Source organism: Methylocystis sp. B8 (assembly GCF_005771425.1).
In the GTDB taxonomy this organism is placed as follows: Bacteria; Pseudomonadota; Alphaproteobacteria; order Rhizobiales; family Beijerinckiaceae; genus Methylocystis.
In genome coordinates this window covers 57,489-71,523 of the sequence record NZ_VBTZ01000003.1, presented here as the reverse complement: position 1 = coordinate 71,523, position 14,035 = coordinate 57,489, and the positions used below count along the sequence as shown (strand labels likewise).

General features: G+C 56.0%; 6 protein-coding genes and 9 pseudogenes. 3 read left to right on the top strand and 12 right to left on the bottom strand.

Annotation, left to right across the window (positions count from 1 at the left end; all coding sequences use genetic code 11):
* Window positions 1-79: 79 nt before the first annotated feature.
* Window positions 80-280 (top strand): annotated as a pseudogene (locus tag FEV16_RS07060) (IS110 family transposase); the annotation flags it as partial.
* 613 nt (window positions 281-893) lie between these two features.
* On the opposite strand, the gene FEV16_RS07055 reads toward FEV16_RS07060, so the two are convergent.
* On the bottom strand, window positions 894-2,033 hold the full coding sequence (locus tag FEV16_RS07055) for a glycosyltransferase (RefSeq protein WP_210234865.1): 1,140 nt from the start codon (window positions 2,031-2,033) through the stop codon (window positions 894-896).
* Between the two features lie 312 nt (window positions 2,034-2,345).
* On the opposite strand from FEV16_RS07055, the pseudogene FEV16_RS07050 reads away from it, so the two are divergent.
* Window positions 2,346-2,494 (top strand): annotated as a pseudogene (locus tag FEV16_RS07050) (IS5/IS1182 family transposase); the annotation flags it as partial.
* 106 nt (window positions 2,495-2,600) lie between these two features.
* Here FEV16_RS07050 and FEV16_RS07045 read toward each other — a convergent pair.
* The 3 genes and pseudogenes from FEV16_RS07045 to FEV16_RS07035 all read right to left on the bottom strand — a co-directional run bounded on the left by FEV16_RS07045 (window position 2,601) and on the right by FEV16_RS07035 (window position 5,073).
* Complete coding sequence (locus FEV16_RS07045; protein WP_138166933.1) at window positions 2,601-3,995, bottom strand: glycosyltransferase; 1,395 nt, start codon at window positions 3,993-3,995, stop codon at window positions 2,601-2,603.
* A gap of 121 nt (window positions 3,996-4,116) precedes the next feature.
* Window positions 4,117-4,306 (bottom strand): annotated as a pseudogene (locus tag FEV16_RS07040) (IS5/IS1182 family transposase); the annotation flags it as partial.
* A 170-nt stretch (window positions 4,307-4,476) separates the two neighbouring features.
* Window positions 4,477-5,073 carry a transposase gene (locus FEV16_RS07035; protein WP_138166932.1) on the bottom strand — a complete coding sequence of 199 codons (597 nt, stop codon included), beginning with the start codon at window positions 5,071-5,073 and terminating at the stop codon, window positions 4,477-4,479.
* Window positions 5,074-5,149: 76 nt separating this feature from the next.
* Here FEV16_RS07035 and FEV16_RS17175 point away from each other — a divergent pair.
* Window positions 5,150-5,284: pseudogene (locus tag FEV16_RS17175) on the top strand (IS630 family transposase); the annotation flags it as partial.
* 213 nt (window positions 5,285-5,497) lie between these two features.
* On the opposite strand, the gene FEV16_RS07025 reads toward FEV16_RS17175, so the two are convergent.
* From FEV16_RS07025 to FEV16_RS17155, 8 genes and pseudogenes are all read right to left on the bottom strand, one after another.
* Window positions 5,498-7,225 (bottom strand): glycosyltransferase family 2 protein, encoded by a 1,728-nt coding sequence (locus FEV16_RS07025; protein WP_138166930.1) that lies wholly within the window; start codon window positions 7,223-7,225, stop codon window positions 5,498-5,500.
* A gap of 320 nt (window positions 7,226-7,545) precedes the next feature.
* Complete coding sequence (locus FEV16_RS07015) at window positions 7,546-8,952, bottom strand: glycosyltransferase family 1 protein (RefSeq protein WP_138166929.1); 1,407 nt, start codon at window positions 8,950-8,952, stop codon at window positions 7,546-7,548.
* Between the two features lie 210 nt (window positions 8,953-9,162).
* A pseudogene (locus tag FEV16_RS17165) lies at window positions 9,163-9,365 on the bottom strand (sulfite exporter TauE/SafE family protein); the annotation flags it as partial.
* 102 nt (window positions 9,366-9,467) lie between these two features.
* Window positions 9,468-9,834 (bottom strand): annotated as a pseudogene (locus FEV16_RS07010) (integrase core domain-containing protein); the annotation flags it as partial.
* Window positions 9,835-9,992: 158 nt separating this feature from the next.
* Window positions 9,993-10,295, bottom strand: a pseudogene (locus tag FEV16_RS07005) (transposase); the annotation flags it as partial.
* A 121-nt stretch (window positions 10,296-10,416) separates the two neighbouring features.
* Entirely contained in the window at window positions 10,417-10,797 is a 381-nt protein-coding gene (locus FEV16_RS17160) for a DUF3363 domain-containing protein (RefSeq protein ID WP_246657212.1), read from the bottom strand.
* A 788-nt stretch (window positions 10,798-11,585) separates the two neighbouring features.
* Window positions 11,586-12,607 (bottom strand): annotated as a pseudogene (locus FEV16_RS06995) (IS110 family transposase).
* A gap of 193 nt (window positions 12,608-12,800) precedes the next feature.
* Window positions 12,801-13,177 (bottom strand): annotated as a pseudogene (locus FEV16_RS17155) (transposase); the annotation flags it as partial.
* Window positions 13,178-14,035: the final 858 nt, after the last annotated feature.

Genomic DNA, 14,035 nt, shown 5'->3' with positions numbered 1-14,035 from the left:
GCGACTCCTGCACGTCATCCCTCCCTACATGTGGAGGCGCAGAGGCGAGGCCGCTTGTGGCGTTTGCGCCAGAATACCGCATCTACGCAGCCTGCTCGTCCATGGCGCGCGATCGGTGGCGCGAACGGCGCCCAATAAGACCGATCCCAACAACCAATGGGTCAACCATCTTCGACAGCGGCGCGGCTTCAACCGCACGACGGTTGCGGTCGCCAATAAGAATGCGCGGATTATCTGGGCCGTGCTTCGCAACGGCGAACCTTACCGCGCCGCCTGCTGAAGGCTGCCCCAGAGGTTGCGAGGCGATAGAGAAATGAGCTGCACAGGTCAGGCCGGCGTGCAAAGAGCCTGAGTATTATCGAGGCCCCAGAGGCTTACCAGCTGTAAAGCCGTGCGCGAGCGGATTCCCCATTTGGGCGCTCCGACCCAATTGGGATTGGGTGATGGCGGATGGATGTTTGCAACTGACCGGGCAGTTCAGTTCAAAATCGCCTTGCAACGGGAGAGCGTCTATAGAGATAGTATGTAACCTCCGTTACGCACTATCTGCTGAAGGTCGTTTGTCTTGGTGGATACCTCGCTCCGATTCGACGAACTGCTCCCCTCGAAATGGCGTCAACATCAGATGCAAGCCAAGGCCGCCTGATTATTCGCGGTCATCGGATCACGCTTACGGTAATTGCAAAGTCAAAACAGCGGTTAAGAGGCATCTCCTGCCACGTCACATAGAGTTCGCCCTGCCCCCGCTCGGGTCCCATCGCCATCATCGCAGTCCGTCAATTGCTAAGCTTCGATCTTCAGACTGAATCAGGCGACAATGACTTCGTCAAGACGCCGATAGTGTTGTCGAGGGCGGCCTGGGATGAGTGTTCATTGAAAACTCACCCCGATCTTTAGCGCCCCAGGTGTCGCTGATAAAATGCGAGCCAGTGGCCCGTGACCGCGTCCATACCGAAGTCCGCATGAGCCCGCAGGCGTGCTTGTTGGCCCATTCGCTCGCGCAGAGCGGGATCGAGCGTTTGTTCCAACGCCTGGGTGAGGGCCGCTACATCGCCAGGCGGAAAAAGAAGGCCCGTCTGCCCGTCGATCACCGCATCTGTCAGGCCGTAAATGCGCGAAGCCACCGTCGCTCTGCCCAGCGCCGCGGCTTCGATCACCACGCTACCGAAGCCCTCGCGGAAACTGGGCAGGCACAGGACGTCGGCTGCGTCGATGTAGTCTTCAGGTTGGGACGTGAGGCCTACCACATGACACCGGCCGGGGACCGAGCTGCGGATCACATCGGAGAGACCGTCTTCATCTGGGCCGACTAACAGTAAATGTGGTGCAACATGGCGTGCGGCTAATTGTGCAAAGGCTTCGGCCAGGATCGCTATGCCCTTGTCGCGCTGTACGCGGCCGAGAAATAGGAACAGCGGCGCCTGCAGCGGCACGCCTAGCGCTGCCCGAACCCGTTCGCGTCGACCGGGTTCGGGCGAGAAACGCGCCAGATCCACGCCGCTGATCGAGCCCGCACCGAATACCTGCACTCGCTCCGGCGGGCATACGCCCTCCTCCTCCAGGAACCTGGCCTGTGAAACGCTGTCGGCCAGCAAGTCAGTAGCGCAGGTAGCTATCAACTGGTCCATGCGGCGAAGTAACGCCCGGCTAAAACCCCGGCGCGTGGCCCATACCTGCCCAGTAAAGATATGGGTCCGTAACCGCACGCCACACAGGCGCCCGGCCAGCATAGCCAGCAGGCCCGCCTTAGGGGTGACGCTATGCACGGCATCGTAACGCTGCGATCGAAACAGCTGAATCAACCAGAAGAGCGCGCGAAGGTCGCGCATCAAGTCGATGGGGCGGACAATTGGCAGGTGCAGGAGCTCGACGCGCGGGTCCAGCTGGTGTGACACCGGCGTATCCTCTGTGTTCACGCACACTGTCACGCGGAAATGTTCGACCAGCGCGTGTAGGTGGTTGAGCAGGAAAGCGTTGAGCACAAGTGGACTCGTGAGCACCACGCAAATGCTGGCCGGCGGCTGATTGATCATGCGCCGCTCCCATGCCGTGCGCCAGTCAAAGCAAACAACCGCGCTTTGATTACCGCGAATTGTATTTCGCGTGTGAAATCATGGCCCGTCACAGGCTCGGCCATTCGCTCGCCCTCGTCGTTCTTCTTTTGTTACAAGCCACCTCGCCAATGATGGCTTCACCGATCCACCGCGCTACGCCCGGCGCACCTAGCGCGAGGATGGGCCGACTCGCGCAAGCGTAATCGAATAGTTTCGTGGTATAGCCTAGCACTACTTTGTCAGCTTAGAAATTTGGACAATTCTATCACCGACCCGTGTTCTAGACCGATGGGCTTCGTCCTTCTGCCGAACGCTGGGGCGCCGAGCGTTCCTTCGCCTGGATGACAAGGTGCAGAAGGTTCGTGAAAGACTACGAGCGCCATGCTCAATCCCTCGTCGGTTTCCGTGTCATCGCCTTCGCTTGCCTCATGCTCAAGCGCACAGGGAAATCTCCCCAGCGCAAAAATTTTCGCCGCAGGCCGGAAATTTCGGTAGTGTCTCAAATGAGACACTACCGAAATTTCTCCGCCGTTGACAGGCCTTCCTTTATTGAGAAGACTTCAATTCAGTCCCGAGTAAGACGCTGATCTGCTTCAGCACCTCCGGACGAGGAGATAAGTATCCCGACTCGGCCTTCGTTGGAGGAGATAAGTATCGTCCTTGCAGTACGTTCAAGATGGCCGTACACCATTCCTTTTCGTTGAATCCAAGATGAATCGCAGAGCCTTCGCTGGCTTCAACGAGGGATGGCGCATTTGAGGCGATGCACGGCCTACCAAAGTTGAGCGACTCAGCAACAGTCATTCCAAGCCCCCCTTCGAAGGAAGGGCAAAGACATAAACATGCATTTGAATACAACCACGATAATTCTTCATCAGTAGGCTCTTCCAAGTATATTGCGACCTTACCGAACGAGGGATCGGCTGAAAGCATTCTCAAAATGCGCACCTCCACCGCCTTTCCTGCGAGCACCAGTAATGGAAAATTTTGATGCTCACGATGAAGCTTTTCGAAAAGGGCATAAAGCCACAACAGATGCTTACGGTCACGCAGTGGCGCGATACACAGAATGAATTTTTTTTTAGGAAGTCTATGTTTCAGAAGTCGCATCGTAGGTTTCGTTTGTCGTTTCGCAAGCGATGCCCCCATAAGTGAAATTGAGACGATCTTTTGCGCACGAGTGTTTTGGTCCTCTAAGAACGATTTTAGTCGAAACAAAGTTGTTTGATTCGGCGTAACAATTAAATCTGCGAGGCGACCGACGTCTAAAATAAAATTCTTGTATTGTTCACGCTGAGTAGCTTTGATAAAAGAAGGATAATCGACGGGCAACAAATCGTAGACAAAACAAACCAATTTAAAGCCTGCGACTTCCTTCAACTTTTTTAATGAATCGAAATCGATATAGCACCAGCTAGCGCCTGGAAGAACAAGCACATCTTGGTCATTCAAAGACACCTCCAATTTCGCTTGATGTATGGCGGGTCTCGGAAGCCAATCCAACTTGACGCCGCGTTCCTTTAGCCAGTGATGAAACTTTCCGCGCCGAGACAAGTCTTTATCAACGTCGAGCAACTCGGTAAGACGCTTGCGCAAAGGCCTCGGCACGAACTCGAACGCATAGGCCAGCTTCCAGCCAAAATCATCTTTTTGTTCCGGTCTGAGGGATATCGGCAAGAATTTCGAACAAAGAAAAAGCATTGTCAGGTCAATCGCCCGCCCCAAGTCGATATACCGCTTAGGGAGGCTCCAAGATTGCTCCCACCATGCCTTCCAATCGGCACGTGTTTCCGCGAGAATTAATTGCACACTACCAGCGTCCGAAATTTCCACAGCAAGGCCACTAGTTGTCTCGAGCTCAGACGAAAGCATTGCCGCTGTCCGTTTGTATCTATCAATCGACGGGCAGCGAAGGTGAGTAAGATCGACCAGGAAACGCACTTTAACCTCTGCGGTTAGGCTAGCGATTCATTTCAAATAGCAAATATTCGCGGAAGTGGAAGCGACCGTGATGAACCCGAAGGTGAGTCGGCCATCACACTTAAGAGTCGGTCCAGAGACTTCATGATTGATTACAGAACCTTCTGAGCATGAGGCGAAGGAAGGCGAGGTGCAAGAAAGCGCGTGCCTTTCGATTGAGATTTTCCCAGTCCTTGGCCAATCGGCGGCAGTGGCCTAGCCGTTCGCTCAACACCCCAACGCCTGGGCAAGACCTCGAAGCCCTTGGCCGCATCCGAACGCTTGACGATTTCCGCGAAATTGTGGATTCTGGTAGCCATCATCAGCCAACAGTTGAAGACCTCCAGAAACCGGCTTTTTTTGGCTGGCGGGATCGCCGGGAATGGCGGCCGCGCGTAAGAGCGTGTGAGCTGAATCACTCTCCTTTTTGGACCGACGGCAGGCGTCGTTGCGGCCCACGCCCTTACGCAGTGGCATATTGTGTCGTCAGCCAGACGAAGCGACGCATCTTGTAGGCGAGATTGGCCAGATCGATCTCCACCTTGGCTCTGACGATGCCGATTGTTCGCACGAGGTAGCCCGTCGGTCCCTTCTTGTGGGGGAAGACATACTCCACGGCACTGCGCACTTTCGACATCAACGCATTTGCGATACGCATGCGCTCGGGCATCGGCTTGCCCTTTGGCTTCTTGCGATGAATGCGCGAGACAAAGCCGCGCCGCGACAGCGTCGCTTCGTTCTTCGCCGAGCGATATGCCGTATCCGCCAGTCCAAGACCAAGAAAGCGCATGAGCGAAAGCCGCTCCTTGATCAGATATTCGCAGCGCTCGCCCGACAAAGAATGCGTCGCTTGTAGGATCAGGACTTTGAACATGAGCACGTGAGCGAACGGCGGCAGTCCGCCCTTCGAGTGGTCGCTGAGTGGAACCGCCGTCTCCGACGCGGCGCGGAACAGTTCAAAATCAACCAGCGCGTTCAATCGTTCCAGATCGTCGCCCTTTGCAGACAACTCCGCCAACCGTTCATCGACGTCAAAGAAACCGGGCGAGTCCCTCTTCATGTCCGCGATCCTCCTTGCGACACGACCCAGTGAATCAACTCAGCGCCGATTCGCCCAGTGGTTTATGAAGTTCTCCAGCTGGCTCTCCAATCGCGTGTTCAAATCATACGATGACATCGTCGATCATTGCCGCGACGCCTGGAGAAAACTCATCGAACATCCCTGGCGCATCATGTCCATCGGATTGCGCGACTGGGTGCATCGGTTCTGATCAGCGCAGGTTGGAAAAAGCGCTTACCTCACGCCGGCCGTTCCCCTCAACGAACACAAAGCACTGAACCGCCGCGTAGGTCTCCACCGCAAACATCCCCGGCCGCCCTCCCAAAAAAATTAGGAAAAACTCAGCCGCGGTTTTGCGCCGCCACGCGGTCGCACAATGCGTCATTGGGCGATTATTGCGCCGCCGCGTACAATTGAAGTCTTCTCAATAAAGGAAGGCCACATATCGCTCTTGATTTCTGAGGTGCCGAAACCTGTGAGGCCTTGGTGGTCGAGCGAAGTCAACACAATCATTCTGGAAATGAATTTGCGGATTGTGGAAAGGGTCAGGAAATTCGTATAGGTCGCGGTTCATGGACCAAAAAGCTATACTTTCTGCCGAATCTCGCCCGGCCTTCTCTGGTGTAGATGCCTGTCCACGAGAGATAGATTCATGGTGTACGAGTTCTACAAATGGGGTCCAAACGATTGAAAGCCCAAGTCGCGCTACCTTGCGGCATAGATCAATATCATTATACGCAACGCGCAGGCGTTCTTCATTCAACCCTCCTACTTTTATATATATTTCTCTACGTATCGCCAGGCAAGCACCGGTAACAGCCGATACCGATCGTATGAGAGCAAGCGCGCCTCCCGGGCCAGGGTCGTTTCGACTTGCTAGGCGCATTTGATGTTGAATTGTACTGTCTGGTCCAAATGTCACGCCAGCATGCTGAATTCGTAAATCTGGGTAAAGCAACTTGGTGCCTGCAACGCCAATTCCAGGATACGATGCGAGTGACACCAACTCAGTTAGCCAGTCGTCGTGCAATATTTCGACGTCATTGTTCAGAAGGACAAGAATGTCGCTTCGTGCAGTCGTTACAGCATAGTTGTTCAACCGAGAATAATTGAACGGCCGATCATCACGTAAGACTCGTACGCGGTTATCGCATTTGAAGGACTCGATGATCGCCAACGCGTCGGGCGCTTTGGTGCCGTTATCGACTATAATTAGCTCAAAGGATGGATAATCTGTGCGATTCAGTATCCCGGTGACGCAGGCCGAGATTAGATCCGCTCTATCGCGCGTCGGGACGATAATGGATACGCTTGGAGCCGGCGTCGGCAACGGAAAACTAACCCGATTCCATTTCGAATCCAATGGGGCGGGACGGACCTCTATGGTTCCGAGGCCCAGAGAAGCGAGATGTGAGGAAACAATGTGACGAGCTTGATCACCACTCCATTCTGGTAGCTTCGAGCGATGAGCAAGAATGGAAGGAATGTGAAGGATTCTTTCGGACGACGAAGTGCTACTCACACGCAACGTCAGGGCATGTAACAGATTATCCGTGGCGCACGCTTTTTCACACAGTTCTTCAGGTTGAGCCCTTTGTATCGCTTGTGCTCTATAAAGAGCAGGAATTCCTACGAAATTGGAACCTAGAATCAGCAATGGATCCCAATCAGTTTTGAAAGAGGGTTGTGAGCGAATCTTTCCTCTCAGGACATCTTCGTCAGCATAAATGATATCTGCGTCAGGAATTTCCGAAAGGGTTAACACAAAATGCGCTAACGCTTGGGGCGGCAGGATCGCGTCGAGCGGCAAAGGGAGAACAAAGTCGGCGGTCAGCGCTGCTTGTGAGATCAAGGCTGCCAGCGATCCGGCAGTACACGGTACAAGAGAAGCATCGTCGAGATCGATATTGTCTTGGAAACATATGTGCCAATGCGGGTAGATCTGACTCTCAAGCATGCGCTTGAATTGGATTAGTTCCCCGGATGACGCACTTGCTGCGAGGGGGACAACAGCGATGCGCAGTGTGCTGGAAAGTGATTCTACGCGGCATTTAATGCTCTTGATCTGATCATCACGTATTTCGTCAAATTCCTCAATCCAGCTGGCGTAGGCTTGATCATCCTGTATCCGGAATACATTGGTGTTGACCACGGCGCGCCTCCGAAATGGCTAGAGTTATCGAGGTTCCGACAAAATCGATCCTAAAATGGCTGCAAGTCTACTCTTGGGCATTCCATCGATAATTTGCTCCAAGTCTGAGTCAGATATCCAACCGGCCGAGTGAGCAATTTCTTCAGGAAACGCTATTCCGTGACCTTGGCGGGTTTGGATTGTCCTTATAAAGTCACTGGCTTCAATCAACGATTCGGGAGTGCCAGTATCGAGCCATGCAAAACCTCGACCCATTCTCTCTACACACAGTTCGCCGACATTAAGGTAGGCGTTATTCCCGCGCTCGACCACGCCGGCGGTCATCGCAGGCTGAGTCGGCGCGATCCACGTTCTTGCGGTGGCGATGTCTTATCCGGGCTGCGGGGAACTCCGAGTTGCAGGGTGTCATCGTTGATCGTATCCAGCAGACAATTGATCGACTGACGCCATGTGTACGTTGGGGTGACGGCGCCTTTTGGCCTCGGGTTCTGGATCACGCGTAAAATTTCCACCGCAAGACTTTCTTCGTCAAGAAGATCGAAATAGCGCACTTGTTCGCCGCCGATGTCATGAAAGACCGGGAGATCGGAGACAATTGCGGGCAAGCCATGATGCTGCGCTTCGACTAATGGGAGACCGAAGCCCTCGATCACCGAGGCGTAGATCAACGCCCGGGCATGCGTATAGTAATGACAAAGATCCGCGTCATTGGCGTCATTGACCCAGATGAGCCGGCGGCCATATTCGGCGTGCGAGGTAATTCTCGCTTCGAGCGCCTTGGCCCGGCCTCCCTGACGACCCACGATGACATAGCGGACATCGACATTGTCGTTCCAGAGCTTTTCGAAAGCGGCTAGGGCGATGGAATAGCCTTTCCGGGGCTCCAGCGTGCCGACGCTCAGGAAGAACGGCGAGTCTCGCGAGGTGAGGCCGACAGCGCGGGACGACGGCGGCTGATGCGTGTCGAGTTGAAAATCGGCACCCAAGCGCCACCACCCAATTCTCTGTCCCTGCTTCGTCTGGCAACTATTTTTTGTGATATAATCACGATAATTTGTGGCGGTCCATTCGGAAATGCACATAACCACGTCGCTCTTTAAGACGATTTTTTCGAACCATAGGCTGAAGAGCTCCGCCGCTTCAGGGGAGACCGCAAGAGGGTAGAGAAGCGGGATGATGTCATAAAGGCAGACGACGACTTCGCCGCCTTGCGCCGAAACTTGCGCGAGGACCGGCAGATATTCATCGAGCAGCTCCCAACTCGAATCCGCCATCAGGAACTTGTCGCCGGGGCCGACCTCGATCACGCTCGGCAGCGACGGGTGATCGAAATAGGAGCGCAGGCGGCCCCCCTCGACGATCACAGGCAGCGCGCGGCCGTCCCCGAAAGCCAGCCTGCTCATCTCACGGATGGCGCGCTGTATCCCTGTGTGTCGCTCGAATCGATGCGTGAGCGTAACGTCGATCAGCACGCGCGGGCACTTGAGCGCGGAGGCGGCTCCCTCCATTTGTTCGTCGGTCAGCTTGGGACGTTCGCAATATGCCTCTCTTGGGGCCGGTTCTCGCCGGCCTACGAAGCCGAGAAACCGGCCCACGGTCCAATAGAGCTCCTTGAGCTTTATGTAGACGAATCTCGTCGCGTCATCGACAGCGTAGGCGCGCAAATATTCTTCTTCGGCGCGCCGCTCCTTAACAAAATGCAACGATAATTTTCGGTCGGAGTTCATCTTAATTCTTCGTCGGATTTACGCCGATAACGCGCGGCCGGCGGCCGTCACAAGGACTCTGTTCATGGCGCCCTCGAAAATCAAAAAAAGCCACTTCATCCTCGAGCGCGAATGCAGCGGCTCAAAGCTGGCTGATGCCCAATGATTTTGCGGCAGGGACCGCAGAAGCCTTATCTCGCACGCTAAATTCATACCAGAGTTATAACCTTTTCACAAAATCGCGCTCGGCACAATGCCGAGCAGCCGACCGCCGATGAACTCCGAAGATAGAGCCGAGCGCCATGAGGAGGACAAAGGAGCGGGTTTGTCCCAAGACCGAAAAAACTCCGATCACGGCTGTAACGGGTGAAGCCCACAATCATCGTCGGCAGACTGATCGCGAGCGAGAGGTGGCCCGCCCCCATTTGGTGATCCAGTTCGAATGTTAGTTTAAGAGCGGCATTTGGACCAGCGGCTGAGCGCCCGGGCGGAGCTGGCTGGGGTTGCGCAGCCGGGCGCTCGGGGAACAGAACCGCGGGGGCTGGCGGCCGAAATCCCAACGACGAATGTGGCCGCACTTCATTGTAATTACGCCGCCAGCTTTCGATGACGATCCGCGCTTCCTTGAGCGAGTAGAAGATCTCGCCGTTTAGCAGTTCGTCGCGAAGCTTCGAATTGAAGCTCTCGCAATAGCCATTCTCCCATGGACTGCCTGGCTCGACGTAAGCGGTCCTGGCGCCGACGGCGGGTTATCCAATCCTGCACGACCTTGGCGATGAACTCGGGGCCATTGTCTGATCGCACATGGCCGGGGACGCCGCGCAGAATGAACAGATCGGACAGCACGTCGATGACGTCCGTCGAGTTAAGCTTGCGATTTATCCTGATGGCCAGGCATTCTCGGACGCTCCGGCCATAGCAGAGCATCTGCCTCATGATGAAACGATTTGGGCGAATGCGATACAGCGTCGGTTGGGAACGGGAGGAAATAGTTTGAATACTGCGGGAGCGGTGCGTTTCAACCTCGCCGGGCGTACCCTCCCAGATCGTAAGCGGCGTTTTCAGGCCACGTCTTTGAGCGCAGCGGGCGGCGCGAGGCCCAAGGTAGGAGCTAGGAGCCCGTCGATCTCGCTGTTGAGATGACCGTTGACGATCTTCGTGAGCCTGTCCCCGAAGTAGGCCCGCGGATCGACGCGACAGAGTTTGCAGTTCTCCGCGAGCGAGGCGATGATCCCCCAGTGCTCGCCGCCGTCGGATCTGGCGAAGAGCGCATTTTTTCGGTTCAAAGCGATCGGACGAATGAAACGCTCGACGATATTGGAGTCGATCTCGATACGCCCGTCGTCGACGAAGCGGGTCAGTCCTGAACATCGTCGATGACGTGACCCGCAATTGCCTCGCGGCGATCCCGGACACGTCGATCTCCGGCAAGCGCGTGGCGCGCCAGCTAGACGCTGATCGGACGGAGTCGGGCGGACGCTTCATTCAGCTCGCGAGCGCGCAGCGTTTCGAGGAGATCGTTGGCGAAGACGAGTCGCTGCCGCTGTCGTCTAGCAAGTCCTTCGGCGATAAGACGCCCTCCGCCTCCACCGCGTTGCTGACATCCAGACCTAAGCCTGCTTCCAAGATCGGCAAAGGCTCGTTGGCGAAAAGACGCCGGTCCAGCCACGTGGCGCCATTTGCGTGGATCTGATCCTTGAGCGAAAGTGCGGATCGAACAGCAAGCACAAGCCACGCCACTCCACCCAAGCAGTGCGAAGAAGCTCGCGGCGCGGCCGCGGCCGAAGGCGCCGCGACCCTTCCCGCGCGGGGCTGATCGATACAATCCGTCCGCCTTCTGCGTCGCCGCGAGCACGCGCGACACAAAACTCTTTCCCTTTCCCGGCTTTTTCTGGCGAATATGCCCGGGGCGAATCCGGATATCGTCGTCGCCAGCCATCTCAAGAGTCGTGCGAGGTGGAAATTGATATGCGAGCGCAAATAGTTATTCTGTTTGGCAGGCTGTGGATGAAACCGGCAGCCTGTGCGAGCGTATTGATCCGAAATAACAAACCGACCGCCGGACAAGGCCGCAGGCTGTCTCTTTTATCTTGCCCTCTTAATCGGGCGTCGTCCCGGCTTTTTCGTCTCCATATCTTCCTCCATCGGTTAATCGCAAGCAACGGTGATGTCGCGCGCGAAGGCGCGCGTTTTCGGTTGATCGCGCGGGCTGTTAAAGCCGTCATGTCAGCACCGCTCCCGCGTTTGAAAAGCTCTGAAGCGCCATGCACTCCTCCGTGCTCAGCAACGTCAAAAAAAAAGCTGCGGCACAAGTCCGCATCGGGATCGCGGGGCATCATCCACAGACATATCAACGTGGTCGCGCGCATGCGCGCCACTGGCAACGTATGGCCTGCCCCGACTGCAAGCGTTGTGTTCAAAATGGACCGTACAATCTGCATCAACGTATCCGGCCTCGACATGAAAAGTCCGGCCAAGATGGAGAGTCGCGCGGTCGGTTCCTGATAAGATACGCGGCCTCGAATGGGCCCTTGCCTGATGACAGGTTTACCGAACGCCGATCGATTGTTGGGCCATCTTTGTTCACACCACCCGCACATTTCTTGCAATCGGAATGCGGCTCGGGCGCATTTCCACTGTCATTCTTTCAGCCGTCACACTGCTACCAGACGGGAGTCGAACGTGTTCCCCGACCGCGCAACGGCCCACACGATACGAGCCAGTTTGTTCGCCAAGGCGACGACAACGACATTGCGTTTCGCCCATTCGAGCGGCGCGCGAGGCCAACTCCCAAGACGGGGTCTCGCTCTTAGCCAGACCCGGCAATACGGAGCGGGCGCCGCGGATCAGTAAATACGCAAATAACTGCTGCCACGTTTCGTAATTCCGACGAGCCGGGGCTTTCCTCGGGTCGTCACTTGACAGGGAACGAGCCCCAGCCATTCCGCGAAGTCACGCGCTTTCGCAAATGCGGACCCATCGCCAATGGCGGTTCCGATCGCCGTGGCGTTGATGACGCCGACGCCGGGAATCGACAGCAGAGAGCGCATTGTTTCGTCGGTTCGGCTCAATTCGGCGAACTCGCGATCGAATGCAGCAATCCGCGTATCGAGTTCCCGGAGTTCGAGCATCAGGTCGCTCACCAGCTTCTGCATACGGGGGTCAGCCCGCTCGCGCTCGGCAGTTCTTCCCGCAACCACCGATCCAGCTTTGTTCGGCCTTTGGGGATAACCAGGCCGCGCTCAAAAAGGACAGCTCGCAGCTGATTGATGAGCGCGGTTCGTTCGCCGACGAGACGGTCCCTCGTGCGGTAGAGTGACTGGATGTCGAGCTGTTCCTCGCTCTTCAAGGTGACAAACCGCATCGTTGGCCTGGTCGCGGCTTCCGGGATTCCTTCGGCATCGCGGTCGTCATTTTTCTGTGCCTTGACGTAACACTTTACATATTCAGGGGGCATCAATTTGACCGTGTGCCCCAGAGCCGTAAATTGACGTCCAAGATGATGGGCTCCGCAGCATGCCTCCATACCGATGGTGCACGCTGGGAGCTTCTCGACCAGCTGCGCCAATGTAATTCTCCGGATGCGGCGGCGGAAAACGACCTCGCCTTTTCCGTCCAGCCCAACGACGCTGCAAACATTTTTGCTAAGGTCAATTCCAAGCACGTCGATATTCATTGTGGAATCCCCCAGATTTCTTTCACCCGCCAGGGCCACCACCACCCCAGCCGGTAGGTGAGGGGCAGGCCATTTCATAAGATATCGTGCTTCCCGCCGCCCTTGGTCTGCATCAGAACTGTTCTCCGCTCGCGCGGATTCCCTCGATTCAAAACGTCGTCAGTCCGCCGTCGTCGATGCAGCAAATTGAGCTTCACGTGGCAGCGCCAAGGAGCTTTAGCGCGCGCTTTCCTTTCGGCTTTTTCTGCGCCGCCGGCGCTTTGAATGGGAACGTCGAACCATCACGCCACATGGCGCGCATGATTACCGCGAGCTTGCGCGCGACCGCCACGCAAGCGCGCTTGTGGCCGCGCTTTCGGGCAATCTTCAGGCCCCAGGCTCTGAGGCTGCTAAAGCCCTTGAAGCGCGTCAGCATAATGTTGGCCGCTTCGTAAAGCGGAGTTCAGACCTCCCCGTCACCAGCCTTGGAGATATGGCCGGAAACGTCAATCGACGTTCCTGACTGCCAGCGCCATGACGCCAAGCCGAATAGGCGCCGACGGTCTTCGAACGGCGAAAACGTTGTGGATCTCGTTTCGCTTTCGATCGCGGAAGGGTTCGGATTGCCCTTGATTGAAGCCACTCGCTATAGAACGAGCGTCACCGTTTCAGATCTTCCGGTCTTTCAAAAAATCTGCGGCCGGAATGCGCTCTATTTTAGAGTGGCGGGCAATGCGGCGCTTGCGCAGCAAATTGACGCGTGTCTTGCGGGGCGCACGCCGAGACCTGATTTTCAAGTCCTCGGTTGGAGAGCTGCGAGAGGAACTATGTATTTCGCGGTGCGAGCAGATCAGTGCACCGAGCAACAATGGCGTGATCTCGATGGCAATAAGCTGGTCTTACGATCTTTCATATCGACCCCTTAAGCAGGAATAGAGCCATCGAATGCAATTGAAGGCGACGCAACCCTACCGCTTCGTAAGCGAGGCAATCGTGTCCTCGATGTCGACGTAGTTACGGTCGACGTCATTGTCGGCATGGCTTCAGACGGTACTGCTCTCGACATGGATGCCGACTTGCTGGCAGTGAATACTGAATTTTGAAGTAATACCCACGGCGCTGGCGCCTTGAGCAGTAATCAGCCGCGTCCCACTCTTCGGCCTGTCCGCCGACTAAATCACCAAATCCACCTGCGGCTTTCCGGATGACCCGCGCGGAATCCTCCACGGGATAATTCTGACTTATTTGCCGCGCGGTATTCCCTCCATGCTGACCTGCCCCTGAACTTCCATTCGCTGGCGATGAGAGTCCCTGCTGTTGTCACGCTCAAAGGCACGCATGGACCAACATCGACCGGCTGGAACCTGGCCAGTTCCACCGGTTGCAGGTTGATCACGCGACGCAGTTGCGCCAATCTCACCCTCGAACTCTGACCCCTCCGGATGAACA

What these genes read in the sequence shown, in the direction of transcription:
- FEV16_RS07055 (WP_210234865.1), bottom strand. Translation starts at nt 2,033, where the DNA reads ATGATCAATCAGCCGCCGGCCAGCATTTGCGTGGTGCTCACGAGTCCA.
- FEV16_RS07035 (WP_138166932.1), bottom strand. Translation starts at nt 5,073, where the DNA reads ATGAAGAGGGACTCGCCCGGTTTCTTTGACGTCGATGAACGGTTGGCG.
- FEV16_RS07015 (WP_138166929.1), bottom strand. Translation starts at nt 8,952, where the DNA reads ATGAACTCCGACCGAAAATTATCGTTGCATTTTGTTAAGGAGCGGCGC.